Annotated in this window: 24 protein-coding genes; 13 read left to right on the top strand and 11 right to left on the bottom strand. The window is 71.7% G+C overall.

All coding sequences use genetic code 11. From position 1 onward, the window contains the following. Nucleotides 1-206: 206 nt before the first annotated feature. Nucleotides 207-1,124 (bottom strand): RNA polymerase sigma factor SigF, encoded by a 918-nt coding sequence (locus tag ACZ5FU_RS12190; protein WP_451527392.1) that lies wholly within the window; start codon nt 1,122-1,124, stop codon nt 207-209. A gap of 232 nt (nt 1,125-1,356) precedes the next feature. Between ACZ5FU_RS12190 and ACZ5FU_RS12185 the strand changes: the two genes are divergently transcribed. The 3 genes from ACZ5FU_RS12185 to ACZ5FU_RS12175 all read left to right on the top strand — a co-directional run bounded on the left by ACZ5FU_RS12185 (nt 1,357) and on the right by ACZ5FU_RS12175 (nt 2,606). Next, the gene (locus ACZ5FU_RS12185; RefSeq protein WP_451527391.1) at nt 1,357-1,734 is read left to right on the top strand and encodes an STAS domain-containing protein; all 378 of its coding nucleotides are present in this window, start codon (nt 1,357-1,359) and stop codon (nt 1,732-1,734) included. Nucleotides 1,735-1,913: 179 nt separating this feature from the next. After that, nucleotides 1,914-2,066, top strand: a complete 153-nt coding sequence (locus ACZ5FU_RS12180) for a hypothetical protein (protein WP_469045279.1) — start codon at nt 1,914-1,916, stop codon at nt 2,064-2,066. 12 nt (nt 2,067-2,078) lie between these two features. Beyond that, nucleotides 2,079-2,606, top strand: coding sequence for an ATP-binding protein (locus ACZ5FU_RS12175; RefSeq protein WP_469045278.1), 528 nt, complete (start codon nt 2,079-2,081; stop codon nt 2,604-2,606). Nucleotides 2,607-3,005: 399 nt separating this feature from the next. Here ACZ5FU_RS12175 and ACZ5FU_RS12170 read toward each other — a convergent pair whose 3' ends face one another. Then, on the bottom strand, nt 3,006-4,502 hold the full coding sequence (locus ACZ5FU_RS12170; RefSeq protein WP_451527388.1) for an oligopeptide:H+ symporter: 1,497 nt from the start codon (nt 4,500-4,502) through the stop codon (nt 3,006-3,008). Nucleotides 4,503-5,012: 510 nt separating this feature from the next. Here ACZ5FU_RS12170 and ACZ5FU_RS12165 point away from each other — a divergent pair. Next, the gene (locus ACZ5FU_RS12165) at nt 5,013-5,690 is read left to right on the top strand and encodes a response regulator transcription factor (protein WP_392243861.1); all 678 of its coding nucleotides are present in this window, start codon (nt 5,013-5,015) and stop codon (nt 5,688-5,690) included. A 193-nt stretch (nt 5,691-5,883) separates the two neighbouring features. Then, complete coding sequence (locus ACZ5FU_RS12160; protein ID WP_451527387.1) at nt 5,884-7,158, top strand: ATP-binding protein; 1,275 nt, start codon at nt 5,884-5,886, stop codon at nt 7,156-7,158. Nucleotides 7,159-7,189: 31 nt separating this feature from the next. Here ACZ5FU_RS12160 and ACZ5FU_RS12155 read toward each other — a convergent pair whose 3' ends face one another. Next, nucleotides 7,190-7,693 (bottom strand): GtrA family protein, encoded by a 504-nt coding sequence (locus tag ACZ5FU_RS12155; protein WP_469045277.1) that lies wholly within the window; start codon nt 7,691-7,693, stop codon nt 7,190-7,192. A 201-nt stretch (nt 7,694-7,894) separates the two neighbouring features. Here ACZ5FU_RS12155 and ACZ5FU_RS12150 point away from each other — a divergent pair, with 201 nt between their 5' ends. The 5 genes from ACZ5FU_RS12150 to ACZ5FU_RS12130 all read left to right on the top strand — a co-directional run bounded on the left by ACZ5FU_RS12150 (nt 7,895) and on the right by ACZ5FU_RS12130 (nt 11,354). After that, on the top strand, nt 7,895-9,034 hold the full coding sequence (locus ACZ5FU_RS12150; protein ID WP_451779002.1) for a 5-(carboxyamino)imidazole ribonucleotide synthase: 1,140 nt from the start codon (nt 7,895-7,897) through the stop codon (nt 9,032-9,034). Next, complete coding sequence (gene purE, locus ACZ5FU_RS12145) at nt 9,031-9,558, top strand: 5-(carboxyamino)imidazole ribonucleotide mutase (protein ID WP_451527384.1); 528 nt, start codon at nt 9,031-9,033, stop codon at nt 9,556-9,558. The genes ACZ5FU_RS12150 and purE overlap by 4 nt, the downstream gene beginning before the upstream one ends. 5 nt (nt 9,559-9,563) lie before the next feature. After that, nucleotides 9,564-10,742 (top strand): dipeptidase, encoded by a 1,179-nt coding sequence (locus ACZ5FU_RS12140; RefSeq protein ID WP_469045403.1) that lies wholly within the window; start codon nt 9,564-9,566, stop codon nt 10,740-10,742. 79 nt (nt 10,743-10,821) lie between these two features. Next, nucleotides 10,822-11,094, top strand: coding sequence for a type II toxin-antitoxin system Phd/YefM family antitoxin (locus ACZ5FU_RS12135; RefSeq protein WP_451527383.1), 273 nt, complete (start codon nt 10,822-10,824; stop codon nt 11,092-11,094). Next, a complete protein-coding gene (locus ACZ5FU_RS12130; RefSeq protein ID WP_451527382.1) occupies nt 11,091-11,354 on the top strand; it encodes a Txe/YoeB family addiction module toxin in 264 nt (87 codons plus the stop codon). The genes ACZ5FU_RS12135 and ACZ5FU_RS12130 overlap by 4 nt, the downstream gene beginning before the upstream one ends. A 150-nt stretch (nt 11,355-11,504) precedes the next feature. Here the strand turns inward: ACZ5FU_RS12130 and ACZ5FU_RS12125 are convergent, their stop codons facing one another. Together ACZ5FU_RS12125 and ACZ5FU_RS12120 are read right to left on the bottom strand one after the other, a co-directional pair. Further along, the gene (locus tag ACZ5FU_RS12125) at nt 11,505-11,909 is read right to left on the bottom strand and encodes a VOC family protein (protein WP_451527381.1); all 405 of its coding nucleotides are present in this window, start codon (nt 11,907-11,909) and stop codon (nt 11,505-11,507) included. Nucleotides 11,910-12,124: 215 nt separating this feature from the next. After that, complete coding sequence (locus ACZ5FU_RS12120) at nt 12,125-13,468, bottom strand: UDP-glucose dehydrogenase family protein (RefSeq protein WP_451778998.1); 1,344 nt, start codon at nt 13,466-13,468, stop codon at nt 12,125-12,127. Between the two features lie 207 nt (nt 13,469-13,675). Between ACZ5FU_RS12120 and ACZ5FU_RS12115 the strand changes: the two genes are divergently transcribed. Then, nucleotides 13,676-14,833 (top strand): acyl-CoA dehydrogenase, encoded by a 1,158-nt coding sequence (locus ACZ5FU_RS12115; RefSeq protein ID WP_451527379.1) that lies wholly within the window; start codon nt 13,676-13,678, stop codon nt 14,831-14,833. Between the two features lie 98 nt (nt 14,834-14,931). Here the strand turns inward: ACZ5FU_RS12115 and ACZ5FU_RS12110 are convergent, their stop codons facing one another. Continuing rightward, nucleotides 14,932-15,558 (bottom strand): HAD-IA family hydrolase, encoded by a 627-nt coding sequence (locus ACZ5FU_RS12110; RefSeq protein WP_451527378.1) that lies wholly within the window; start codon nt 15,556-15,558, stop codon nt 14,932-14,934. After that, nucleotides 15,551-16,828, bottom strand: a complete 1,278-nt coding sequence (locus ACZ5FU_RS12105; protein ID WP_451527377.1) for an LCP family protein — start codon at nt 16,826-16,828, stop codon at nt 15,551-15,553. Before ACZ5FU_RS12105 ends, ACZ5FU_RS12110 begins: the two co-directional genes overlap by 8 nt. A gap of 118 nt (nt 16,829-16,946) precedes the next feature. On the opposite strand from ACZ5FU_RS12105, the gene ACZ5FU_RS12100 reads away from it, so the two are divergent. Further along, complete coding sequence (locus ACZ5FU_RS12100; RefSeq protein ID WP_468644459.1) at nt 16,947-17,513, top strand: acyl-CoA thioesterase; 567 nt, start codon at nt 16,947-16,949, stop codon at nt 17,511-17,513. Between the two features lie 109 nt (nt 17,514-17,622). On the opposite strand, the gene ACZ5FU_RS12095 is transcribed toward ACZ5FU_RS12100, so the two are convergent. Further along, entirely contained in the window at nt 17,623-19,086 is a 1,464-nt protein-coding gene (locus tag ACZ5FU_RS12095; RefSeq protein WP_469045276.1) for an LCP family protein, read from the bottom strand. A gap of 138 nt (nt 19,087-19,224) precedes the next feature. Between ACZ5FU_RS12095 and ACZ5FU_RS12090 the strand changes: the two genes are divergently transcribed. Beyond that, nucleotides 19,225-20,268, top strand: a complete 1,044-nt coding sequence (locus tag ACZ5FU_RS12090; RefSeq protein ID WP_451778984.1) for a glycosyltransferase family 2 protein — start codon at nt 19,225-19,227, stop codon at nt 20,266-20,268. A gap of 28 nt (nt 20,269-20,296) precedes the next feature. Here ACZ5FU_RS12090 and ACZ5FU_RS12085 read toward each other — a convergent pair whose 3' ends face one another. From ACZ5FU_RS12085 to ACZ5FU_RS12075, 3 genes are all read right to left on the bottom strand, one after another. Then, complete coding sequence (locus tag ACZ5FU_RS12085) at nt 20,297-22,036, bottom strand: LCP family protein (protein ID WP_451527373.1); 1,740 nt, start codon at nt 22,034-22,036, stop codon at nt 20,297-20,299. A 53-nt stretch (nt 22,037-22,089) separates the two neighbouring features. Beyond that, complete coding sequence (locus tag ACZ5FU_RS12080; RefSeq protein WP_451527372.1) at nt 22,090-23,880, bottom strand: LCP family protein; 1,791 nt, start codon at nt 23,878-23,880, stop codon at nt 22,090-22,092. A gap of 264 nt (nt 23,881-24,144) precedes the next feature. Then, nucleotides 24,145-25,338: an LCP family protein gene (locus ACZ5FU_RS12075; RefSeq protein ID WP_468834896.1), complete on the bottom strand. Its 1,194-nt coding sequence runs from the start codon at nt 25,336-25,338 to the stop codon at nt 24,145-24,147. Between the last annotated feature and the right edge of the window lie 157 nt (nt 25,339-25,495).

Genomic DNA, 25,495 nt, shown 5'->3' with positions numbered 1-25,495 from the left:
GCTGGTCAGGGGGCGGGGCCAGCGTAGTCGCCGAAGGGAATCCGGCCAGTGGGTTTCCACGATGAGGACGCCCGACACCCGTGTGCCCGTGCGCGCGTACGGCTCCGCAGGGCAAGACCGCGCCCGGGCGGCGGTGTCCGACCGCTCACCCGGGCGCGGACCGCACCGGTCCTCGGCCGGCCCCGCTCCCACCGGGGAGGCGCGACTCACTCCTCCAGCGTCAGGCCCTTGCGCAGCCGCACCAGCGTGCGCGACAGCAGCCGCGAGACGTGCATCTGGGAGATGCCGAGTTCCTCGCCGATCTCCGACTGGGTCATCCCGGCGACGAAGCGCAGCGAGAGGATCTTCCGGTCGCGGGGCGCGAGTCCGGCGATCAGCGGCTTCAGCGACTCGACGTACTCGATGCCCTCGAGTCCGTGGTCCTCGTAGCCGATGCGGTCGGCGAGGGCGCTCTCCGCGTCGTTCTCCTCCGGCTGGGCGTCCAGCGAGGCCGCGGTGTACGCGTTCGAGGCGGCCATCCCCTCGACGACCTCCTCGCCGGCGATGCCGAGGCGCTCCGCCAGCTCCGCCACGGTGGGGGCGCGGTCGAGCTGCTGGGCCAGTTCGTCGCCGGCCTTGGCCAGGTCGATCCGCAGCTCCTGGAGCCGGCGCGGGACGCGCACCGACCAGGACGTGTCGCGGAAGAACCGCTTGATCTCACCCACGATGGTGGGCATCGCGAAGGTGGGGAACTCCACACCACGGCTCAGCTCGAAGCGGTCGATCGCCTTGATCAGGCCGATCGTGCCGACCTGGATGATGTCCTCCATGGGCTCGCTGCGGGAGCGGAAACGGGAGGCCGCGAACTTGACCAGCGCGAGGTTCAGTTCGACGAGGGTGTTGCGCACGTACGAGTACGCGTACGTGCCTTCCTCCAGCGAACCCAGCCGCTCGAAGAGGGTTCTGGACAGGGCCCGCGCGTCGACGGGTCCGACCTCGTCGTACGGGGGGATCTCCGGGAGCCCGGCGAGGGCGTCACGGGGATCGCCGCTCCCCTCCAGGGGACTCGGTTGTTCCGGAGGGGGTGTCGACGTCGCCCTGTGGGTATGCGGAGCGTCGAGCCGGGATGACATGATGTCCTCCATCGTTCTCGGCATACGGCTGCCGAAGCCAGTGCGTGCACTGCGGTGTGCGGCGCCTCCAAAGCCGGCCGTGTCGGTGTGTTCCTCTAGCCCTACCCGCTCCGCTCGACCGATCGCAAGTGTGATTTGTTGAGTTATGTCCTTTTGTGGACGATTGTTCGGCTGTTGGAGTGCGGATCGAAGGCGTAGTGTTCGAGGGCGTCAGCAGCAGTCACGACCTCGGGAGAGACACGGCATGGACCGCGGGACGGTCGGCAGCGCACAGTCTGGCCGGCTCATGGTGGAAGTGCGGGAAGAGGGCACCAGTGCCGTCGTGACCCCCGCCGGCGAGCTGGATCACCACACGGCCGATCTGCTGCGCGAGCCACTCGACGAGTGCCTCGCCAAGGGGACGAGCCGGCTGGTGGTGGACTGCTCCCGGCTGGAGTTCTGCGACTCCACGGGACTCAACGTCCTGCTCGGCGCCCGCCTGAAGGCGGAGGCCGCGGGCGGCGCGGTGCACCTGGCGGGCATGCTCCCCGTGGTCGCCCGGGTGTTCGAGATCACCGGCGCGGACGCCGTCTTCACCGTGCACGACACGGTCGAGGCTGCCCTCGCGGACGAGAACGGCTGACCCGGTGACCCGCCCGCAGGCCCCCGCCGCGGCCGGGGTGCGACCGGCACCCCCGCGCGCCACGGGCCACCGGCAGCGGACGGGCCGGTCACCTGTGGGCGAACGAGGGGTGTTCCCCCGGTCGTGTCGGGCAGGAGACACCTGAACATGTCGGCGGCACAGCACGAGGAGAGGGCGGGATGCGCAGACCTACCGTGCGACGGCCGCTGAACGAGGACGACGACTCCGGCACCGCCGGGATGTCGTACACCCGGCAGACCCCCCGTCGTGCGAACGACGGGCCGCACCACCAACTGAACGCTGAATTGAACCCTGAACTGGTGAATCGGTGAGGTGAAGCGCTGATGAGCACCACCCGGCCTTACTCGCCGGGCGACCGCGGCCCGGAGCCCGGCGACGCCTCGCCCGGCGACGCCTCGCCCGGCGACGCCTCGCCCAGCGGCGCCTCCGGAGCGTCGGCGGGTCGTCAGGTCCGCAGGCTGAGCTTCGACGGCGAGAGCGGTGTCGTCCCGCTCGCCCGCGACTTCGCCCGTCAGGCCTTGTACGCGTGGGGCTGGCTGCCCGCCGGAGGCGCCGACCAGCGGGCCGCCGCCGAGGACGTGCTGCTCGTCGTCTCCGAACTGGTGACCAACGCCTGCCTGCACGCCGAGGGCCCCGACCAGCTCCAGATCGGCTGCGACAACAAGGTGATCCGCGTCGAGGTCTCCGACCGCGGCACCGGCCAGCCCGCCCCCCGCACCCCCCACCGCGCCGGCCGCCCCGGTGGCCACGGCATGTTCATCGTGCAGCGTCTCTGCCTGGACTGGGGGGTCGTGAGGGCCCCGGGCGTCGCGGGCAAGACGGTCTGGGCGGAACTGGGCGCTCCGGCCTGAGCCGCGGCGCCCCTCGCGGCATCCGACGGCGTGCCCTCCCGCACGCCGTCGCCGCGCGCCCTCCCGGCGCGGCCGCGGCCCCGCGTCCTCCGACGTGACGGTGCCGACGCGGCGACGACCGTGCGGGCACCCCGCGGCGCACCCCTCCTCAAGGCCCGTCGAGCCCCCTCCCGTCCCCCCCGTGTGCCCGCCCCCTCCGCGCGGGACCGCCGTCACTCCGGCGCCCGCCACGTCTGCCCTTCCCGCGCTTCCCCGCCCCCGGCGCTTCCTCACCCCCCGGCACGTCCCCGTGCGCGTCTCGCCGGCCGCGGTACGTCGTCCGGCGGCCGGCGAGACGCGCACGGGGCCGCCGCGACCGAGGTCGCGACGGCCCCGGGGGAACCGTGGGGGGAGGGGACGTCAGCGGACGTCGCCCATCAGCTCCTTGACGCGCTTGCGGTACATCCACACCGCGACACCGGCGACCACCGCGAGCGTGGCCTCCATCGCGACGATGCCCGTCTTGTTCAGGTCGACGCCGGCGATGGAGAGCAGACCGGTCGTGGCGTCACCGGCGGTGACGGCCAGGAACCAGACGCCCATCATCTGCGAGGCGTACTTCGCCGGCGCCATCTTCGTGGTGACCGACAGACCGACCGGGGAGAGCAGCAGCTCACCGACGGTCTGCACGAAGTAGATCGCCACCAGCCACATCGCGGCCGCCTTGTGACCGCCGTCGGCGATCGACAGCGGGGCGAGGAAGAGGAAGAAGGAGGCGCCGACCAGGACCAGGCCCGAGGCGAACTTCACGATCGTGCTCGGCTCCTTGCCGCGCTTGTTCAGCGCGAGCCAGAACCAGGCGAAGACCGGGGCCAGGGCCATGATCAGGACCGGGTTGACCGACTGGTACCAGGAGACGGGGAACTCCCAGCCGAGAACGGTGTTGTCGGCGGAGGAGTCGGCGAAGATCGACAGGGTCGAGCCGCCCTGGTCGTAGATCATCCAGAACACGGCCGCGGCCACGAAGAACCAGATGTACGCGGACATCTTCGACTGCTCGGGGCGGTCGAGGTCCTTGTCCCGCTTGATGTTGACCAGCACCATCACGGGGATGATCACACCGAGCAGGGTCAGCGGGACCAGGACCCAGTTCAGGGTGTAGTGGCCGGAGAAGCCGAGGACCGCGTACGCCACGACGGCGATGCCGGCCCAGATCGCGGCCTTGCGCAGCGTGGCGGACTTCTCCGCGGCGGACAGCGGCTTCGGCACGAGGCTGGAGCGGTCGGCCAGGTGGCGGCTGCCGAGCAGGAACTGCGCCAGGCCCAGCGCCATGCCGAGCGCGGCGAGCGCGAAGCCGAAGTGCCAGTTCACGTTCTCGCCGATGGTGCCGATGATCAGCGGGGCGGCGAAGGCACCGAGGTTGATGCCCATGTAGAAGACGGTGAAGCCGCCGTCACGGCGCGGGTCGTCCGGGCCGTCGTAGAGGTGGCCGACCATCGTGGAGATGTTGGCCTTCAGCAGTCCGGAGCCGATGGCGACCAGGCCCAGGCCGGCGTAGAAGGTCCCGGAGGACGGCAGGGCCAGGGTGAGGTGGCCGAGCATGATCACCGCACCGGCCACGGCCACGGTCTTCCGCGGACCCCAGACGCGGTCGCCGAACCAGCCGCCGGGCATGGCCAGCAGGTACACCAGCGACACGTACACGGAGTAGATCGCGGTCGCGGTGCCCGCGTTCAGGTGCAGGCCGCCCGGCGCGACCAGGTACAGCGGGAGGAGGGCCCTCATGCCGTAGTAGGAGAACCTCTCCCACATCTCGGTCATGAAGAGAGTGGCCAGTCCGCGGGGGTGGCCGAAGAAGGTCTTCCCGGTTCCGGGGGTTCCCGGGCGGACCGAGTCCTTCGTCAGGCTGGACGCCATGGTCGTTCCTTGCTGGTCGGGACGCGCGGTGGAGCGTGCGCGCCCGGTTGGGGCGGCCGGCACCGGCTCGATCGGTCCGTCCGCCCACGCCCATGGGGGATGCCGCTCCGGATCACGGAACGGCGGACGGCGACCACCGGGATCCACGCCCCGCGAGTGGGGGCCCGGCCACAGGTCATTCCTTTCGAAGGCCGGCGGAGAGCCGACCCGCACACAAAAGAGACCCTCAGCGTCAAGTCGAGCGCCAAAGGTCCCCGTGGTGCTACAGGCGTACTTTCACCATACGACAGGACAGAACCGGATATGGAAGGACTTGAGTCGCAGATCACAGGCCGGGAAGGAACCGGAGTGAGGTTTCCAAGGTCCGTACCAGGATGGCATCCCGCGACCTCAGGTCCGTACCAAGGCCGGCGGGGCGCCCGCGGGCGGCTTGTCCGGCATGTCCCCGAGTAAGAGCCGGCGTCGGGCATCACACCCCTGGCCCAGTCCCACGCGGACTAACATCGCCTCATGACCCGTGTACTGCTCGCCGAGGACGACGCGTCCATTTCGGAGCCGCTGGCCCGCGCCCTTCGCCGGGAAGGGTACGAGGTCGAGGTGCGTGAGGACGGTCCCTCCGCGCTCGACGCCGGAATGCAGGGCGGCATCGACCTCGTCGTGCTGGACCTCGGGCTCCCCGGCATGGACGGCCTGGAGGTGGCCCGCCGGCTGCGCGCCGACGGCCACGCCATCCCCATCCTGATCCTCACCGCGCGCGCCGACGAGGTCGACACCGTCGTCGGACTGGACGCGGGCGCCGACGACTACGTCACCAAGCCGTTCCGGCTCGCCGAGCTCCTCGCCCGCGTCCGGGCCCTGCTGCGGCGCGGCTCCGCCGAACCCCAGCAGCCGCCCGCCACCCACGGGGTCCGCATCGACGTCGAGTCGCACCGCGCCTGGATGGGCGAGGAGGAGCTCCAGCTCACGGCCAAGGAGTTCGACCTCCTGCGGGTCCTGGTGCGCGACGCCGGCCGGGTGGTCACCCGCGACCAGCTCATGCGGGAGGTCTGGGACACCACCTGGTGGTCCTCGACCAAGACCCTCGACATGCACATCTCGTGGCTGCGCAAGAAGCTGGGGGACGACGCGGCGAACCCCCGCTACATCGCCACGGTGCGAGGAGTGGGCTTCCGCTTCGAGAAGAGCTAGCCGGCCCGGCCGGCGAAGGGCCCGGTCCGCTGCGGCCCCCCGGCGGGGACACGGCCGCCGAGGGCCGGCCCCGCGCGGCCGCGGGGCACCGCCGGAGCCGGCCGCGCCTCGCGGCGGGACCCCGCGCGGACGCGGCCCCGCGCGGGACGAACCGCCCGCACCCGTCCCGTGAAGTCACCGTCCGGAGGGCCCTGTGCGTCGCCGTCTGATCCAGTCCACGCTGGCCGTCGTGCTCGTCGTGATCGCCGTGTTCGGGGTCTCCCTCGTCATCGTCGAGACGCGCACCATCAGCAACAGCGCGCAGGAACGCGTCGAGCTGGAGGCGGCCCGCCTGGCCAGCATCGTCGACAGCCGGCTCGCCGGCGCCGGCACCGTCGACGCCGAGGTGCTGCGCAGCCAGCTCACCCACGAGCGGTACGCGGTGGTCCGGATCCCCGGGAAACCGGTCATCGCGGTCGGCAGCCGCCCCGAGGGGGACGTCATCCGGGGCGACGCCCGCGGCGAGGAGGGGGAGAGCGTCGTCGTCGAGGAGCCCCGCTCCTCCGTGACCCGCGAGGTCGGCCGCACCCTGCTCATCATCGGCCTGGTGGCACTGCTCGCGGTGGTCGCCGCGGTCCTGCTGGCCATCCGCCAGGCCAACCGGCTCGCCTCCCCGCTCACCGACCTCGCCGAGACCGCCGAACGCCTCGGCTCCGGCGACCCCCGCCCCCGCCACAAGCGGTACGGCGTCCCCGAGCTGGACCGGGTCGCCGACGTGCTCGACTCCTCCGCCGAGCGCATCGCGCGCATGCTGACGGCGGAACGCCGGCTCGCCGCCGACGCCTCCCACCAGCTGCGCACCCCGCTGACCGCCCTGTCCATGCGCCTGGAGGAGATCACCCTCACCGACGACCCGGACACGGTGAAGGAGGAGGCCACCATCGCGCTGACCCAGGTGGAACGCCTCACCGACGTCGTGCAGCGTCTGCTGACGAACTCGCGCGACCCCCGCACCGGCTCCGCCGTCACCTTCGACCTCGACGAGGTCATCCAGCAGCAGCTCGCCGAGTGGCGCCCGGCCTACCGCGGTGTGGGCCGCGCGATCGTCAGCTCCGGCAAGCGGCACCTCCAGGCGGTGGGCACACCGGGCGCGGTGGCCCAGGTGCTGGCGGCCCTCATCGAGAACTCGCTCATGCACGGCGGCGGCACGGTCGCCCTGCGCACCCGTGTCACCGGCAACCAGGCGGTCATCGAGGTCACCGACGAGGGCCCCGGCGTCCCCGCCGACCTCGGCGCCCGCATCTTCGAGCGCACGATCAGCGGCCGCAACTCCACGGGCATCGGCCTCGCGGTGGCCCGCGACCTCGCCGAGGCCGACGGCGGACGCCTGGAGATGCTCCAGACCAAACCCCCGGTCTTCGGCCTGTTCCTGTCACGGACGGCCCCGGAGAAGAGGCCGCACCAGGAGACGGAACCCACGGTGAGATGACCGGCCGGCCCGCCCGGGGCCCGCGGGCCCCTCAGCCCACCCGCTGCCTCGTCGCGGCCTCGGCCGCCGTCACCCGCGACTCCCCCACCACGGTCCCCCGCCGGGGCATCGCCTTGAACACCCACGTCCGGTACGACCAGAACCGGAACAGCGTGGCGATCCCGATCCCGAGGAACTTGAACACGTTGCTCTGCAGCGGGCTGTCCCACCCGAACCCGTACGTCGCCAGGAACAGCAGCCCGTTCTCGATGACCAGCCCCACCGCGCTGAACAGCAGGAACAGCGACATCTCCTTCGTGCGCCCGCCCTTGTCCCGGTCCCGGTAGGTGAAGTACCGGAACCCGACGTAGTTGAAGGCGATGGCGACCACCGTGGCGATGACGCTCGCGCGCACCACCTGGAGATCGGTGACGTGCCGCACGAAGTTGAACACGCCGAGGTTGACCAGCAGGCCCGCCCCGCCGACCGCGCCGAACTTGGCGAGCTCGTGGACGAGTCCTCGCAGCCGTCCTCCCCCCGAGGAACCATGTGCCATGGTCGTGCAGGCCCCCGTCCGGGTGTCGGTTTCGTCAACCCGGCCATGCTAACCACCCGCCTCGCGGGTTTTCCTGCGCTGCCGCCGCACCGGCCGCGCGACGGCCCGGCGCGAGGCCGGGGAACCGCCGGTTCCGGGCCGCGAAGGGCCCGGTGGGAGGCACGGAACCGGCCGGTGCGGCGTGGCCGATACCCTAGGGGCGTGACGTTCCCGGTAGTCGGCATGGTCGGCGGGGGCCAGCTCGCTCGTATGACACACGAGGCGGGCATCCCGCTCGGCATCAGGTTCAAGCTCCTCAGTGACACTCCTCAGGATTCCGCGGCCCAGGTGGTGAGCGATGTCGTCGTCGGCGACCATCGCGACCTGGACACGCTGCGCGAGTTCGCGCGGGGCTGTGACGTGATCACCTTCGATCACGAGCACGTCCCCACCGAGCACCTCCGGGCCCTGGAGGCGGACGGCATCCCCGTCCGCCCGGGCCCCGAGGCGCTCGTGCACGCCCAGGACAAGGGCGTGATGCGCGCGAGGCTCGACGCGATCGGCATCCCCTGCCCACGGCACCGCATCGTGGCCGACCCGGCGGACGTGGCCGCGTTCGCGGCGGAGGGCGAGGGTTTCCCCGTCGTCCTCAAGACCGTCCGCGGCGGCTACGACGGCAAGGGCGTGTGGGTCGTGGACTCCGTCGAGGAGGCCGAGGACCCCTTCCGCGCGGGCGTCCCCGTCCTCGCCGAGGAGAAGGTCGACTACGTCCGCGAGCTGGCCGCGAACGTCGTGCGCTCCCCGCACGGCCAGGCGGTCGCCTACCCGGTCGTGGAGTCCCGGCAGGTCGACGGCGTCTGCGACACGGTGATCGCCCCCGCCCCCGGGCTCGACGAGGACCTGGCGCTCAGGGCCGAGGAGATGGCCCTGACCATCGCCAAGGAACTCGGCGTCGTCGGTCACCTCGCCGTCGAGCTGTTCCAGACCCGCGACGGCCGCGTCCTCGTCAACGAGCTGGCGATGCGCCCGCACAACTCGGGCCACTGGAGCATGGACGGCGCGATCACGTCGCAGTTCGCCAACCACGTCCGCGCGGTCCTCGACCTCCCGCTCGGCGACCCGCGCCCGCGCGCGAAGTGGACGGTCATGGTCAACGTCCTCGGCGGCGACTACCCGGACATGTACTCCGCGTACCTGCACTGCATGGCCCGCGACCCCCAGCTGAAGATCCACATGTACGGCAAGGACGTGAAGCCCGGCCGCAAGGTCGGCCACGTCAACACCTACGGCGACGACCTCGACGACGTGCTGGAACGCGCCCGTCACGCTGCCGGCTACCTGAGAGGCACGATCACCGAATGAGCCCGGTCGTAGGCATTGTCATGGGGTCGGACTCCGACTGGCCCGTCATGGAGGCGGCCGCCAAGGCCCTCGACGAGTTCGAGATCGACTACGAGGTCGACGTCGTCTCCGCGCACCGCATGCCGCGCGAGATGGTCGCCTACGGGGAGCGGGCCGCCGACCGCGGGCTCAAGGTGATCGTGGCCGGCGCGGGCGGCGCCGCCCACCTGCCGGGCATGCTCGCCTCCGTCACCCCGCTGCCCGTCATCGGCGTGCCCGTGCCGCTGAAGTACCTGGACGGCATGGACAGCCTGCTGTCGATCGTGCAGATGCCGGCCGGCGTCCCCGTCGCGACCGTCTCGGTCGGCGGCGCCCGCAACGCCGGCCTGCTCGCCGCCCGCATCCTCGCCGCGCACGACGAGGACCTCCTCGCGCGGATGCGCGACTTCCAGCAGGACCTCAACGACCAGGCCACCGAGAAGGGCAAGCGCCTGCGCGCCAAGGTCGAGGGCGGCGCCGGCAACGGCTTCGGCTTCGGGAAGTGACGACGATGACCTTCCTGGAACAGGCCCGCGAGCTGCTGCGCGACCACCCGGTCGTCGACGGCCACAACGATCTGCCGTGGGCGCTGCGCGAACAGGTCCGCTACGACCTCGACGCCCGCGACATCGCCACCGACCAGCACACCCACCTCCACACCGACATCCCCCGCCTGCGCGCGGGCGGCGTCGGCGCGCAGTACTGGTCGGTGTACGTCCGCTCCGACCTGCCGGGCGCGGTCCCGGCGACGCTGGAGCAGATCGACTGCGTACGGCAGCTCATCGACCGCCACCCCGAGGCGCTCCGGGCCGCCCTGACCGCCGCCGACATGGAGGCGGCGCGCGCGGAGGGCCGCATCGCCTCGCTCATGGGCGCCGAGGGCGGGCACTCCATAGCCAACTCGCTGGGCACCCTGCGCGGGCTGTACGCGCTCGGCGTGCGCTACATGACGCTCACCCACAACGACAACGTGGACTGGGCGGACTCCGCGACCGACGTGCCGAAGGCCGGCGGGCTGACGGCGTTCGGCCGCGAGGTCGTGCGCGAGATGAACCGCGAGGGCATGCTGGTCGACCTCTCGCACGTGGCGGCGACGACGATGCGCGACGCGCTCGACGTCTCCGCCGCGCCGGTGATCTTCTCGCACTCCTCCTCGCGGGCGGTGTGCGACCACCCGCGCAACATCCCCGACGACGTGCTGGAGCGGCTGCCCGCCAACGGCGGCGTCGCCATGGTGACGTTCGTGCCCAAGTTCGTGCTCCAGGCGGCCGTGGACTGGACGGCCGCCGCCGACGACAACATGCGCGCGCACGGCTTCCACCACCTCGACACCACCGCCGACGCGATGGCCGTCCACCGCGCCTTCGAGGCGGCCAACCCCCGCCCGGTCGCCACCGTGGCGACGGTCGCCGACCACCTCGACCACATGCGCGAGGTCGCCGGCGTCGACCACCTCGGCATCGGCGGCGACTACGACGGCACCGCCTTCACCCCCGAGGGCCTCGACGACGTCTCCGGCTACCCGAGGCTCCTCGCCGAACTGCTGGAGCGCGGCTGGTCGACCTCCGACCTCGCCAAGCTGACCTGGCGGAACGCGGTCCGGGTGCTGGGCGCCGCGGAGGACGTGGCCCGCGACCTGAAGGCCACCCGGGCGCCGTCCCACGCGACGATCGAGTCGCTCGACGGCTGAGACCGACCGGAGTGGTACCGGAATGCCGTACGAGTGCGGTACGGTTTTCCGGTACCGTAATCGGAAGGGGTGGTCGTCCATGACCATAAGCGCCAGCGAAGCCCGCCGGGACCTGTTCCCCCTCATCAAGCGGGTCAACGACGACCACACGCCGGTCCGCATCAGCTCGAAGAACGGCGACGCGGTGATCATGTCGGCGGACGACTACGAGGCGTGGCAGGAGACGATCTACCTTCTCCGGTCGCCGGCGAACGCGCGACGCCTGATGGAAGCCGTCGCCCGGGACAAGGCGGGAGCGTCGGCCGTCGCCAGGACCGTCGAGGAACTGCGGGACCTGGCGGGGGACGAGTGAGGAGCGTCCACTTCGACCCGGACGCCTGGGAGGACTTCCTCTTCTGGCTCGGTTCGGACCGCAAGACGGCCCGTAGGATCGCCCGCCTGATCGGGGAGGTCCAGAGAGACCCCTTCACCGGCATCGGCAAGCCCGAGCCCCTCAAGGGCGACCTCTCCGGCTACTGGTCCCGCAGGATCGACGACGAGCACCGCCTCGTGTACCGGGCCGACGAGAAGGAAGTGAAGATCCTCAAGGCGCGCTACCACTACCACGGCTGAGGGCGGCGCCCCCGTGTGACGCCGACCCGGCCGGTCCGGACGCGGGGCCCCTCGACCGGGCCCGCGCCCTCCCCGCCGCCCGTCGTCGACGGCCGTGACGCCCCGCCCCCGGCTCACCCGTTCAAGGGCACACCGGGCGCGGGCCGGCGCTCATGACCGGGCGTGCTCGATGCGGCACAGGCAGAACGGGTGCCCCGCCGGGTCGGCGTACACCTGGAAGTCCTTCTTCTCCCGGTCCTCCAGGTCCAGCGGCCGCGCGCCCAGCTCCAGCACGCGGGCGTGGGCCGCGTCGACCTCCTCCCAGGTGGCACCGGCGTCGAGGTCGAGGTGGAACTGCTGCGCGTTGCGGTCGGCGCGCGGCCACTCGGGCGGGGTCAGCCCCCGAGCCCGCTGGAAGGCCAGCCGGGGGCCGCCGGGGACCTGGAGGACGTACCAGTCCTCGTCCCCCTCCTCGGCGTCCGGGGTGCCGCCCAGCAGGGCCGCGTAGAACTCGGCGAGGGCGCGCGGGTCGGGGCAGTCGAGCACGACGGAACGCAGACGGACGGCGGACGCCATGGAGGTCTCCTCGGTCGGTGGACGACGGATGTCGCGGCGGACGGGTGCCCGGACGGGCCGCCGCCCTAACGCACACCGCCCTGACGCCCGGGGAGTTCACACGTCACGCACCGCGTCCGTGCGGCACAATGCACACAGACGCCGGTTCGGCCGACTGAGCCTCGGCCGAACCGGCGTCACCCGCGTCCCGCACGCCCCGTGCCGGACGCCCCGTGTCAGGCGGTCGGGCGGCCCATCGCCCGGTACGTCCAGCCGGCCTTGCGCCACAGCTCCGGGTCCAGCGCGTTGCGCCCGTCCAGGATCAGCCGCGCCGCCGTGACCTCGCCGAGCCGGGCCGGGTCCAGCTCCCGGAACTCCCGCCACTCGGTCAGGTGCAGGACGACGTCGGCGCCCCGGACGGCCTCCAGGGCCGAGTCGGCGTAGCCGAGCGTCGGGAAGACGCGGCGGGCGTTGTCCATGCCCTTCGGGTCGTAGACGGTCACCTGGCCGCCCTGGAGGTGTATCTGCCCGGCGACGTTCAGCGCCGGCGAGTCCCGCACGTCGTCCGAGTCCGGCTTGAAGGTCGCGCCGAGCACGGCGACCCGCTTGCCGAGGAACGGTCCGCCGCCCAGCGACTGCCGGGCCAGCTCCACCATCTGCCCGCGCTGGCGCATGTTGATCGAGTCGATCTCGCGCAGGAAGGTCAGCGCCTGGTCGGCGCCCAGCTCGCCCGCGCGGGCCATGAAGGCCCGGATGTCCTTCGGCAGACAGCCGCCGCCGAAGCCGATGCCGGCCCGCAGGAACTTCTTCCCGATCCGGTCGTCGTACCCGATGGCCTCCGCCAGCTTGGCCACGTCACCGCCGGCGGCCTCGCACACCTCGGCCATCGCGTTGATGAAGGAGATCTTGGTGGCGAGGAAGGAGTTCGCGGAGGTCTTCACCAGCTCGGCCGTCGGGAAGTCCGTGACGACGAACGGCGAACCCTCCCCGACCGGTCCCGCGTACACCTCCCGCAGTGTCCGCTCGGCCCGCTCGCTGCGCACCCCGACCACGATCCGGTCCGGGTGCAGGGTGTCCTGCACGGCGAAGCCCTCGCGCAGGAACTCCGGGTTCCACGCCAGTTCCGCGTCCTCGCCGGCCGGCGCCAGTTCCGCGATCGTGCGGGCCAGCCGGTCCGCGGAGCCCACCGGCACGGTCGACTTGCCCACCACCAGCGCGGGCCGCTCCAGATGCGGGGCGAGCGAGGCGATCGCGGACTCGACGTACGACATGTCGCAGGCGTACTCGCCGTGCTTCTGCGGGGTGTTCACGCACACGAAGTGGACGTCGCCGAACGCGCCGACCTCCGCCCAGTCCTGGGTGAAGCGCAGCCGCCCGCTGGAGCCCTCGAACCCGGCGACGTGCGCCCGCAGCAGCTCCTCCAGGCCCGGCTCGTACATCGGGGTCTCGCCCCGCTCCAGCATCTCGATCTTCTCGCGCACGACGTCGAGCGCCAGCACCTCGAAGCCCAGTTCGGCCATGGCCGCGGCATGCGTGGCACCGAGATAACCGGTGCCGATCACGGTGATCCTGAGGGCCATGCGTGCTCCTGGGCTGGGTCGGGCGGGGACCGGATGCGCGCCACGAGCATAGTCGGGGCGTACGGACGCCCCTCACCGGGCAGTTCACCGGTGCGCGGACCCTGTCGCCAAGCTCACGTATCACTGTCGTGGGCGGACCTCTAAAATTTGAGTTACTTAACGGTAATTAGCGAGATCACACCCAGCGTTCTTGGAGCGTGAGAGACCTTGGCCGGATCGGCTGACTTCGACCTGTACCGCCCGTCCGAGGAGCACGACATGCTCCGGGACGCCATCCGCTCGCTGGCCGAGGCGAAGATCGCGCCGTACGCCGCGGCGGTCGACGAGGAGGCCCGCTTCCCCCAGGAGGCCCTCGACGCCCTGGTCGCCAGCGACCTGCACGCGGTGCACGTCCCCGAGGAGTACGGCGGCGCCGGCGCCGACGCGCTCGCCACGGTCATCGTCATCGAGGAGGTGGCCCGCGCCTGCGTGTCCTCCTCGCTGATCCCGGCCGTCAACAAGCTCGGCTCGCTCCCGGTGATCCTGTCCGGCTCCGAGGACCTGAAGAAGAAGTACCTGGCCCCGCTGGCCAAGGGCGACGCGATGTTCTCGTACTGCCTCTCCGAGCCCGACGCCGGCTCGGACGCGGCCGGCATGAAGACCCGCGCCGTGCGCGACGGTGACCACTGGATCCTCAACGGCGTCAAGCGCTGGATCACCAACGCGGGCGTCTCCGAGTACTACACGGTGATGGCCGTCACCGACCCGGACAAGCGCTCCAAGGGCATCTCGGCGTTCGTCGTGGAGAAGTCCGACGACGGCGTCTCCTTCGGCGCCCCGGAGAAGAAGCTCGGCATCAAGGGCTCCCCGACCCGCGAGGTCTACTTCGACAACGTCCGCATCCCCGCCGACCGCATGATCGGCGAGGAGGGCACCGGCTTCGCCACCGCGATGAAGACCCTCGACCACACCCGCATCACCATCGCCGCCCAGGCCCTCGGTGTCGCGCAGGGCGCCTTCGACTACGCCAAGGGCTACGTCCAGGAGCGCAAGCAGTTCGGCAAGGCGATCGCCGACTTCCAGGGCATCCAGTTCATGCTCGCCGACATGGCCATGAAGATCGAGGCGGCCCGCCAGCTCACCTACGCGGCGGCGGCGAAGTCCGAGCGTCTCGACTCCGACCTCACCTTCCAGGGCGCCGCGGCCAAGTGCTTCGCCTCCGACGTCGCCATGGAGGTCACCACCGACGCCGTCCAGCTCCTCGGCGGCTACGGCTACACCCGCGACTACCCGGTCGAGCGCATGATGCGCGACGCCAAGATCACTCAAATTTATGAAGGCACGAACCAAGTGCAGCGGATCGTGATGGCGCGCAACCTGCCGTGACACCCTCCCGCCGTACGGCTGTCGCCCCCGTCCTCCGGGCGGGGGCGACAGCCGTGTGCGCACCGCTCGGGAGCCCGGCCTGATCCAAACGAGAGGCCCTAGGCGAACAGCGGTTCCAGGGCCCTCTCCAGGTCGGCCGCCGTGCGGAAGCGGACGGCCGTCATGCCGAGGGCGGCGGCCGCCTCGACGTTCTCCGCGGAGTCGTCCACGAACAGACAGCGGTCGGGCCGTGCGCCCGCCCGGGCCGCGCCCAGTTCGAGGATGCGGCGGTCGGGCTTGACGAGGCCGACGCGGGCGCTGCTGACGACCTCGTCGGCCAGCTCGGTGAGGCCCATGGCCTCCAGGTCGCGCTCCAGCCCGAGCGTGGCGTTGGTGACGAGGACCAGCGGCACCCGCACCCGCGCCCGGCGCAGCAGTTCCAGCACCGTCACGTCGGCCCGGAAGGGCGACTCCAGCAGGGCGGTGCCCAGCGCCCAGCCCGTCTCCTCGTCCACCAGCCCGGTCAGCCCGGCCGCGATGGACGCCACCCACTCCTGCTCGGTGATCCGCCCCAGCAGCAGCGGTCCGTCGACCTCGGGCGAGAACGCCACCTTCTTGGTGGTGCCCTCCGCGATCCCCGCGACCCGTTCCAGCGCCTCCAGGTGGGCGGAGTCGAAGGTCCGGATCACGTTGTCGACGTCGCACAGGACCGCGTCGAAGGGCCGCGCGACGGACCGGTCAGCCACCCGACACCGTGACCTTCTCGTCGTTCTTCAGCTGGCTCACCAGCTGCTTCACCTTCGCCTTGTCCCAGACGAGGTTGCCGCCGCTGGACCCCGAGATCGGCATGTTCATCGACTTGCCGTCGCCGCCGTTGACGCCCTTCATCGCGAAGAACATCGACCCCAGGTCGTACAGGCCCATGTCCTTGTCGACGATCAGGGTGTCCAGGCCGGCGCTCATGGTCGGGTACAGCTTGAACGGGTTGAGGACCGTGCCGGGCGTGGCCACCTGGTTGGCCAGGGCCGCGAGGAACTTCTGCTGGTTCTTCGTGCGGTCCAGGTCGGAACCGGCGAGCGCGTACCGGGTGCGGACGAAGGCGAGGGACTCCTCGCCGTTCAGGGTCTGCTTGCCCTTCTTGAAGTCCGCGCCGGACTTGGTGTCCTTGATGTCCTGCGGGATGTCGATCTCGACGCCGCCGACCGCGTCCACGATGTTCGCGAAGCCGGCGAAGCCGATCTCCACGTAGTGGTCGATGCGCAGCCCGGTGTTGAACTCGACCGTGCGCACGAGCAGTTCCGGGCCGTCCGTCGCGTACGCCGCGTTCAGCTTGGTGTGCCGGCCCGTGCCCTCGTAGCGCTTGCCGGACTCCGAGCCCACGAACGACGGGATCTCCACGTCGGAGTCGCGGGGCAGCGAGATCAGGGTGTCGCCGTGGGAACCGGTGTGCAGGATCATCATCGAGTCGGTGCGCTTGCCCTCGGCGGAGCCGGTGTGCAGCGCCTTCTTCTCCTCGGCGGACATGCCCTCGCGGCTGTCGGAGCCGACGATGAGGAAGTTGGTGCCCTCGCCGCCGTCGGGCCGGTCGATGACCTTCGACAGGTCGACCTCGCGCTTGAGCTTGGAGTCGGCCCAGAAGTACGTGCCGACGGTCGTGACGACCAGCACGGTCGCGACGCTGATCGCGGTCCACTTGATCCGGCGGCGCCAGTCGGGCGCGGGGCGCGGGGCACCGGTGCCGCCCGGTCCGTCGGATCCGCCGCCGCCGTAGACCTGGCCCGTGCTGTAACCGCTGTCGTACCCGGTGTTGCGGGCGTTGGTGTAGTCGCCGCCGCCGTCGCCGTACCCCTGGCCGTCGACGTACGACGGCTGCGGCGGGACGCCGGCGCCCTGCGGCGGGGCGGCCGGACCGCGGCGGACCTGTCGCATCACGCGCGCGCTCTCGGGCTGCGCGCCGGCGGCGCCGCGCCCGGAGCCGCGGTTGTTGTCGGACCATCCCTCGGGCCAGTCATTCATGGGCCCAGTGTGCCGGGAAGCGCTGTGCGCCTTACAGGGGCGTCGGAGAATCAGCGCCCCGCTGTTGCCAACCTGACACAAAGTCCCGGCTTGTCCGCCTCGGCATAAGGTGGAGGTCATGACAGACCAGGTCACCCCAGTGGACTCGGGCACCCCGGACACCTCGGACATCCCGGGTAAGCCCACGTCCGCGTCGCGCACCACACTCAGCCACATCATGAGCCACAACGACACCAACCTCCTGGGCACGGTGCACGGTGGCGTGATCATGAAACTCGTCGACGACGCGGCGGGCGCGGTGGCCGGCCGGCACTCCGGCGGGCCCGCCGTCACCGCGTCCATGGACGAGATGGCGTTTTTGGAGCCGGTCCGCGTCGGTGATCTCCTCCATGTGAAGGCCCAGGTCAACTGGACCGGCCGGACCTCCATGGAGGTCGGCGTCCGGGTCCTGGCCGAACGCTGGAACGAGTCCGCGCCGCCCACCCAGGTCGGTTCCGCCTACCTCGTGTTCGCCGCCGTCGACGCCGACGGCAGGCCCCGCCGCGTCCCCCCGGTCCTCCCCGAGACCGACCGCGACCGCCGCCGCCACCAGGAGGCCCAGATCCGCCGCACCCACCGCCTGTCCCGCCGCCGGGCCATCATGGAACTCCGCGAGCGCCGGGCGGCGGAGGGCTTCGAGGACTGAGACGGCCGAGACGGCCGAGACGGCCGAGACGGCCGAGACGGCCGAAGCCGCCGGGACGGCCCGGGCCGGCGCACCGGCCGGCGCCGCCCCGTCCCGGCGGGCCGGGCGTTCAGACGCAGCCCACCTCGTCGCCGCGGACCACCGCGGACCCGTTCCGGTCCGGGGCGTCCGCCCGGACCCTGCGGACGTGGTGGGCCTGCGTGCCGGTGGTGACCCTCAGCGTGGGGCCGAGGCCCGGGACCGGGCGCAGCACGCTGCCGGGGAGGGCCGCGGCCAGGGACTTCGCGGAGCGGTCCCAGCGGGGGTCGTGGGAGACGACGGTCCGGCGCACCGTGGTGTCGCGGGCCGTGGCCGGCTGTCCGGTCGTACGGAAGCCGGCGGCGCGCAGGGCCGCGTCGACCCGTCCGGCCAGGCCGGGCGTGCGGGTGCCGTTCTCGACCTGGACGCGGATCTGCCGCGGGGCCACCTCCACGTGCACGGCCCGCTCGCGCGGGCGCGACGCCGTGGCGAGGGGCTTGTCGTCGCGCAGGGCCCTGAAGAGGCGCCCGGCGCGGACCGGGTCCCACTTCACGGTCGAGCCGATGCCCTTCACGGCGTACCCCATCCGTCCGATGGGGACGGTCGTGAACTCCGAGGAGGAGGGGGAGAAGGTGCGCATCGCCCGGCCGAGGTCCAGCAGCTCGTCCGTGCCGAAGCCGCGGTCGGCCCGCACCGAGCCCAGCACCGCCCGCGTCACGTCGCGGAACCTCAGCGGGTTCAGCAGGATCCCGGAGGAGGTCGCCCGGTCCACCAGCCCCGCCAGGAACTGCTGCTGGCGTCTCATCCGGCCGAGGTCGGAGGAGGCGTCGGAGTGCCGGGAGCGGACGTACTGGAGGGCCTCGCCGCCGCGCAGGGTGTGCCGGCCGGGTGCGAGGTCGAGGCCGGTGTAGGGGTCGGTCAGCCGCCGGGCCGTGCAGATCCGCACGCCGCCGAGGACGTCGACGGTCTTCATGAAGCTCGTGAAGTCGATCTCCAGGTAGTGGTCGATCTTCACGCGGGTCATGTGCTCGACGGTCCGCACGGTCAGCTGCGGCCCGCCCTCCGAGTAGGCCGCGTTGATCTTGATCGGATGACTGTGGTGCTTCTCACCGGTGGTCAGGTCGGTGTGCGGGGGCGTCTCGGCGTAGGAGTCGCGCGGCAGGCTCACCACGCTCGCCCGGTCCCGGTCCCGGGAGATGTGCAGGATCATCAGCGTGTCGGTGCAGTGACAGGGCGCGCCGCCGAGCCGGTACCGCCGCCGTTCGGCCTCGGTGATCCGGTCGCGGCCGTCGGTGCCGACCATCAGCACGTTCATGCCGTGACCGGCCGGCGGGCGGTTCTTCATGTCCCGGAAGGGGTCGACGCGCGCGATCCCGGAGTCGAGTCCGCCGACCAGGGAGTGGCCGATCCCGGCAGAGGCCAGCACGACGACCGAGAGCGTCATGGTCGCCCGCACGGCCCAGCGGGGGCGTCTCCTCGGCACGGGGCGGGCCGGCCGGCGCCGCGGGCGGCGCTCCGGCCGGGAGGCGGGGGACCGGGGCGGGGTGGGGGACAAGCGGGTCACCTCCGGGCGACGGCCGTACGCGGCGTACGAGGGAGCCGTGAGCACCGTAGGCCGGTGCGCGCCGCCGCCCGCCGCAGGCACCCGGCGGCGCGCACCCGTGTCCCCCGTTCGCGGTAACGTGATGCTCCTATGAACGCGAAGTCCGACGTGCAGCTCCCCGCCGTGTCCGTCATCATGCCCGTCCTCAACGAGGAGCGGCATCTGCGCGGAGCGGTCCAAGCGATCCTCGCGCAGGAGTACGCAGGCGAGATGGAGGTCGTGATCGCCCTCGGTCCGTCGACGGACCGCACGGACGAGATCGCCGCCGAACTCGTCGCGGAAACCGCGGCCGACGGGAACAAGCGCGTCCACACCGTCCCGAACCCGACGGGCCGCACGCCCGCCGCCCTGAACGCCGCGATCAAGGCCTCGCGCCATCCGGTCGTCGTCCGCGTCGACGGGCACGGCATGCTCTCGCCGAACTACATCGCCACCGCCGTACGGCTCCTGGAGGAGACCGGCGCGCAGAACGTCGGCGGCATCATGCACGCCGAGGGCGAGAACGACTGGGAGCACGCGGTCGCCGCCGCGATGACCTCGAAGATCGGGGTCGGCAACGCCGCCTTCCACACCGGGGGACAGGCCGGCCCGGCCGAGACCGTCTACCTCGGTGTCTTCCGGCGCGAGGCCCTGGAGCGACAGGGCGGCTACAACGAGGAGTTCATCCGCGCCCAGGACTGGGAGCTGAACTTCCGCATCCGTGAGGCCGGCGGACTGATCTGGTTCTCGCCCGAGCTGAAGGTGTCCTACCGCCCGCGGCCCAGCGTCAGGGCGCTCGCCAAGCAGTACAAGGACTACGGCCGTTGGCGGCACGTCGTCGCCCGCTACCACGAGGGCTCCATCAACCTGCGCTATCTCGCCCCGCCGACCGCGGTGTGCGCGATCGCGGCCGGGACCCTGGTCGGCGCCGCCCTCACCCCGCTCGGCTTCCTGGTCCCGGGCGGCTACCTGGCGGCGATCGCCCTCGGCTCGCTGCCGGCCGGCAAGGGCCTGCCGCTCAAGGCCCGCCTGCGGATCCCGGTGGCCCTCGCCACCATGCACATGTCGTGGGGATTCGGCTTCCTGACCAGCCCGAAGTCGCTGGCGAAGAAGGTCATCGCCTCCCGCCGCCCCGCGGTCCTCAGCGCGAACTGAGCACCGCGCGGCGGCCGGTGGGCCCGGTCTACCAGCTGTAGGCCGGGTCCACGTGCATGCACTGGCCGGTGTCGGCGGCGTTCATCGTCTCCGCCGAGGCGGGCGTCCTGTCGTCCTGCACCGGCGCCTTGTACGCCGTGCCCGAACGCCAGTCCGCGCCCACGAGGAGGGTGACGCCGGAGACCTCGGTGGACCGCTTCACCTGGCCCGCCGGGACGCCCAGGACCTTCGCCACCCGCAGGGCGTCGGCCTGGAGGTCGGCGCTCGGGTAGCGGACCACCGTGGTCTTCTCGGGGGTGGCCGGCGAGGTGTCCGCCCTGGCCCCGGTGAAGCCCTTGCCGACCAGCAGCTCCGTCACCGCGGCCGCCCGTCCGCGGGCCGCGCCCAGCGTGTCGGTGTATGTGCCGTTGTGGACCCGCACGGCGATCTCGGCGTCCGCGGCGGCCGCGTCCGTGATCGTCGGGGACGGGCTCGCGGTGGCCTTCGCGGCGTCCTTGCCGTCCAGGGCGATGTCCTCGCGCACCAGCCGGAACAGCTTCTCGGCGTCCTCGGTGGGCACCACCCGGCCGGGCTGCGCGGTGTCGTACCGGTTGGGCATCGTCGTCATGGTGATGCGCTCGGTGGGCACCTTCTGCAGCTCGGTCGCCAGGTCGTACATCTTCTTGATGCTGTCCAGACCGTCGTCGACGGTGATCGCCTGCGTGGCCGCCTCGGCGAGCTTGCGCAGTCCGTTGGGGTTGGTCAGCTTCGCCTCCGAGCGCAGCTGACGGACCATCGAGTTCATGTACATGTGCTGCGCCTTGGCGCGCGCCAGGTCGGTGTCGTCCTCGAAGCCGTAACGGGTGCGCAGCCACTGCAGGGCCTGCTCGCCCTTGATGTCGTGGGTGCCCTCCGCCAGCTTCAGGCCGGAGCCCTTGCCGGTGCTGGTGTGCGAGTGGACGTTGGCGTCCACGCACACCGGGACGCCGCCGATCGCGTCCGCCATCGAGACCACGCCGGCGAAGTCGATCATCATGAAGTGGTCGACGTGGATGTCGGTGAGCTTCTCCCAGGTGGCCACCGTGCACCCCGGACCACCGCGCCCCAGCGAGGAGTTGGTGATCTCCCGGGTGAGCGACCGGTACACCTCGCCGGTGTCCGGGTCGGTGCACCTGGGGATGTCGAGCAGGGTGTCGCGCGGCATGCTCACCACCGACATGTTGCTGCGGTCCGCGGACACGTGCAGCAGCATCTGGACGTCGGCGAGAGGGGTGCCGTTGAAGGTGTCCCGGGCTCCGCCGAGCTTCTGGTTCTCCGCGGTGTCCCGCGCGTCGGAACCGATCAGCAGGATGTTCAGCGCCTTCTGCCCGGCCTCGTTGGCCTTGGTGTCCGCCGCCCGGTCCTTGGCGTCGCCCAGGTTCAGCGCGTCGCTCTTGATGTTGGCGTTGAGATGCTCGTAGTAGAGGTATCCGGCCCCCGCGCCGCCCAATATGACCAGGGTGAGCAGGGTCGCCGACCAGCGCAGCACGCGCCGTCTGCGCCCTCTGCGACCGGTGCCGTGGCCGGCCCGCCCGCCGTCACCGGCCGCGTCCGCGCCGCCGTCCTCCCGGGCACCGTCCCCCGCGCCGCCGCCCTCGGCCGCCGTCGCGTCGTCCGCCGTCGTCCCGTCGTCCTCGGCCGCCGTCCCGTCGTCCGCCGCCGCGGACGTGGTGTCCCCGGTCCCGGGAACCGTCCCCCGTACAGTGCTACGCCCCACTGGCCCTGCCCCTCCCCGCCGTGCGCCTGACATGACACGGGCCCGTCCCGCGTCAAGTCAGACGCTCGACGGGCCCGTAGGGTTACCTACTTGGCGCACTGGACCTTGTCCGCCGTGGACTTGTCGACCGTGTCCGGCACGGTCGTCGGAGCCGTGAGCGAGACGCCCGCGCCCTTGAAGTCCTTGCCCAGCGTCAGCGTCATCGTCGGCAGACCCTGGGCGTTGGTGACGCTCTCGCCCGGCTTCAGCGCGGTCCCCGGCAGCCCCATGACGGCGGCGAGCTTGCGTGCCTGGTCGGCCTGTTCCGGCGCGTACTCGAGCGTCGTCCTGCTGAGCGCCGCGGGCGCGTTGCCCGCGTTCTCGGACTTCGTCACGCCCTCATCGTTCTGCAGCCAGCTGAGAGTGGCCTGTGCGCTGCCGGCCTCGGCGCCGCCGTTCATCACCCGCACCCGTACCTCGGAGGCCGCGGACTGGGTGCCCTTGAGCCGGGCCGCCGCGGCCGCGGCCGCCGCGTCCTTCGACGCCTTCGCCTGCTCCTTCACCTCGGTGAAGGAGACGTCGTCCTGGATCATCCGGAAGACGGCGGGCGCGGTCGAGGCGTTCAGGACGACCGTGGCCTTGACCTTCTCGGCCGGGTTGTCGACGACGGGCACGGTGGTGAAGGTCAGGTTCTTGGTGTTGAGCTTGCCCAGCTCCAGACCGAGGTCCTTCAGCTTGGAGATGCTGTCCAGCTGGGAGTCGACGGTGAGCGCCTCCGTCCCCGCCTCCGCCAGCTTGATCATCTTGGTGGGGCTGGTGAGCGTGTCGTTCGACTTCAGCTTGCGCATCAGCGAGCCGAGGAACTGCTGCTGGATCCCGATCCGGCTCAGGTCGCCGCCGAAGCCCACCGAGTGCCGGGTGCGCAGGAACGCCAGCGCCTCCTCGCCCTGGATGGTGTGCGTGCCCTCCGACAGCTTCAGGTGCGAGTCCGGGTCGTCGATGTCCTTGGCCAGGCACACCTCGACCCCGTCGACCGCCGTCGTCAGCGTCTTGACCGCGTTGAAGTCGGCCACCATGAAATTGTCCGCCTGGACGCCGGTCAGCTCGGTCACCGTGCGCACGGTGCAGCTCGGCGTACGGCCGTCCTGGCCCAGGCTGGTGTTGAAGCGGACGCCTGCGGTGCCCTTGATGACCTTGCTGCTGCCGTCCTCCTGCTCGGTCGGGCAGTCCGGGACGTCCACGATCAGGTCGCGCGGGATGCTCAGCGCGGTCGCGTTCGTCCGGTCCTTGGAGACGTGCAGCAGGATCGTGGTGTCGGCGTGGCCCGGGCTGCCGGAGTCGCCGTAGCCCGCGTTGCCCGCGCCGGTGCGCTTGTCGGTGCCGATCAGCAGGATGTTGATCGCCTTGTCCTTGCTGAAGCCACCGGTGCTCGCGCCGTCGTCGGAGACGGAGGTGATGTTGTCGTTGAGGTGCTCGAGGTAGAGGTACGCCGCACCGGCGGTGCCCACCAGGACGAAGGCCATGGTCCCGCCGGTCCACAGCAGGACCTTCTTCGTCTTCGTCTTCTTGGTCGACTTCTTGGCCGGCCGGCGCCCGCGCCTGCCCGGCGACGGCTCCTCCGGCACGCCCCGCCGGCGGCGCGGCTCCGGAACCTCCGGGCCTTTCGGAGCGTCCCGTTGCGGAGTCTCCCGTTCCGGAGCCGTCGTACGGCTCCCGGAGGCGGGCGCGGGGTCCGGCCCGTCGTCCGCCGCACGGGCGCGACGCCTACGGGGTCCTGGCACCGCCGACTGCGGTGCGGAAGGGGCCAGTCGCAGTTCGTATTCGCCGGTGTCCGGATTGAGCACCCACTGGTCTGCGGGGTCGATGTTGTCCGCCCGCCCACGGCCTTGCGCGTCCACGGTTGTCCGAATCCTCCGTCGGGGCCACGCGGCGCCTTTCCCCCTCCAAGGCGCTCGGGTCTCGGTCACACAGTGCTCGACCCCAGAACGGTCCTCAGGCCGGTGCACCGGATCGCTCACACTATCCGCCAAGTTCCGCGCACAGCGACGACGGTGACAAATTCCACGTCCCTACAACCGGGCAATACAGGCTATTTCCTTGAACTGGAGTTCGTCGTGGCCGGCCTGTTTGGGAAGCGCTTTACCCGAGGCCGTGCGCGCGGCTCACGTGCAGGTGTGATCGCCGGCCGTGTTTCCCCGGAAAGTCGGTTCGGCGGGACTCGGCGACGTGTACCCGTCGTGACCGGACGACTGCGAAGGGGTGGGAATTCCCGGCTTCCTTTCGGTGACGGAGACGGGTGCGTCCGTCCTCAGCCGCTCGAAGAGTTTCCTCGCGGCGGGCTCCACGAGCTGATCGCGATCGGCGTCGTGGACGTACGGCTCCCGCGGAACGGTCAGGAAGCGCACCTGCGCGGTGGGGATGTCGCGCAGACCGCGCACGAGGTCGTACAGGCCGCGCAGGCTCGCCAGGGCCGGGTCGGTGGTGAGCGAGGACGTGGCCGCGTCCAGCACCGGGTACAGCTTCACCGGATTCAGCAGGACGTCGTTGCTCTGCGCCTTGTCGACGAGCGCGCCGAGGAAGCGCTGCTGCCGGTCCATCCGGTCGGTGTCGCTGCCGTCGCCGAGGGACTTGCGGGCGCGGACGTAGCCGAGGGCCTGCTCGCCGTCGAGCGTCACCCGCCCCGCGGGCAGCCGCAGCCTGGCCGCCTCGTCGCGGACCGGCTCCTTCAGGCACACCTCGACGCCGTCCAGGGCGTCGACCATCCTCTTGAAGCCGTGGAAGTCGACGACGACGTGGTGGTCGATCCTGATGTCCGTCAGTTTCTCCACCGTCCGGATCGTGCAGGCCGAACCACCGGTCTGGAAGGAGTGGTTGAACATCGCGAACATCGGCGCGGACCGGGAGCCGTCCGGCCGCCGGCAGGCCGGCACGTCCACCATGAGGTCGCGGGGTATCGACACGGCGGTCGCGCCGCGCCGCCCGGCGGACAGGTGCAGCAGGATCGTCGTGTCCGAGCGCTCGGTCCCCGAGTCCCGCCCGTACGCGCCGTTGCCGTCCCCCGCGCGCGAGTCCGAACCGATCAGCAGCACGTTCTGCGCGTCCTCGACCAGGGCGGTCGGCCGCTCCTCGGCGTACCGCGACAGCTCCGCCGCGGCCGCCTCGTCCGGCGTGATGTTCGCGTCGAGCCTGGCGTACATCACCCACCCGGCCACCCCGGCCCCCACCACCAGCAGGGCCACCGTCCCCAGCCCGGCCTTCGCCCACCGCCGCCGGCGCCGCCGCGCGAGCCCCACGCCGAGAGCGGACGCCCCGCTCCCCGGGCCGAGCTGCCGGGCCGCCCCGCCCTCCGGTCCCAGGGGTCCCGCCGAGCCCTCACTCCCGCTCACGCCGGCACCCGCCCTCCCGTTCACCGTACGAAAACGCCGTGCAGTGCCTACGACGATGCCGCGGACGGAGGCGGGGCGCGGTCGGGGGTGCGCCGAAGGGGTGACGGGACGGGGAGGGCGGGCGGCC

The sequence above is a fragment of the Streptomyces sp. NPDC031554 genome (assembly GCF_055580685.1).
This window is presented reverse-complemented; position numbering and strand designations above follow the sequence as displayed.

Coding starts and splice junctions, on each gene's coding strand:
- ACZ5FU_RS12100 (WP_468644459.1), top strand. CDS start 16,947: ATGACAGACCAGGTCACCCCAGTGGACTCGGGCACCCCGGACACCTCG.
- ACZ5FU_RS12135 (WP_451527383.1), top strand. CDS start 10,822: ATGACCATAAGCGCCAGCGAAGCCCGCCGGGACCTGTTCCCCCTCATC.
- ACZ5FU_RS12090 (WP_451778984.1), top strand. CDS start 19,225: ATGAACGCGAAGTCCGACGTGCAGCTCCCCGCCGTGTCCGTCATCATG.
- ACZ5FU_RS12175 (WP_469045278.1), top strand. CDS start 2,079: ATGAGCACCACCCGGCCTTACTCGCCGGGCGACCGCGGCCCGGAGCCC.
- ACZ5FU_RS12165 (WP_392243861.1), top strand. CDS start 5,013: ATGACCCGTGTACTGCTCGCCGAGGACGACGCGTCCATTTCGGAGCCG.
- ACZ5FU_RS12180 (WP_469045279.1), top strand. CDS start 1,914: ATGCGCAGACCTACCGTGCGACGGCCGCTGAACGAGGACGACGACTCC.
- ACZ5FU_RS12185 (WP_451527391.1), top strand. CDS start 1,357: ATGGACCGCGGGACGGTCGGCAGCGCACAGTCTGGCCGGCTCATGGTG.
- ACZ5FU_RS12120 (WP_451778998.1), bottom strand. CDS start 13,468: ATGGCCCTCAGGATCACCGTGATCGGCACCGGTTATCTCGGTGCCACG.
- ACZ5FU_RS12170 (WP_451527388.1), bottom strand. CDS start 4,502: ATGGCGTCCAGCCTGACGAAGGACTCGGTCCGCCCGGGAACCCCCGGA.
- ACZ5FU_RS12125 (WP_451527381.1), bottom strand. CDS start 11,909: ATGGCGTCCGCCGTCCGTCTGCGTTCCGTCGTGCTCGACTGCCCCGAC.
- ACZ5FU_RS12085 (WP_451527373.1), bottom strand. CDS start 22,036: ATGTCAGGCGCACGGCGGGGAGGGGCAGGGCCAGTGGGGCGTAGCACT.
- purE (WP_451527384.1), top strand. CDS start 9,031: ATGAGCCCGGTCGTAGGCATTGTCATGGGGTCGGACTCCGACTGGCCC.
- ACZ5FU_RS12190 (WP_451527392.1), bottom strand. CDS start 1,124: ATGGAGGACATCATGTCATCCCGGCTCGACGCTCCGCATACCCACAGG.
- ACZ5FU_RS12140 (WP_469045403.1), top strand. CDS start 9,564: ATGACCTTCCTGGAACAGGCCCGCGAGCTGCTGCGCGACCACCCGGTC.
- ACZ5FU_RS12155 (WP_469045277.1), bottom strand. CDS start 7,693: ATGGCACATGGTTCCTCGGGGGGAGGACGGCTGCGAGGACTCGTCCAC.
- ACZ5FU_RS12105 (WP_451527377.1), bottom strand. CDS start 16,828: ATGAATGACTGGCCCGAGGGATGGTCCGACAACAACCGCGGCTCCGGG.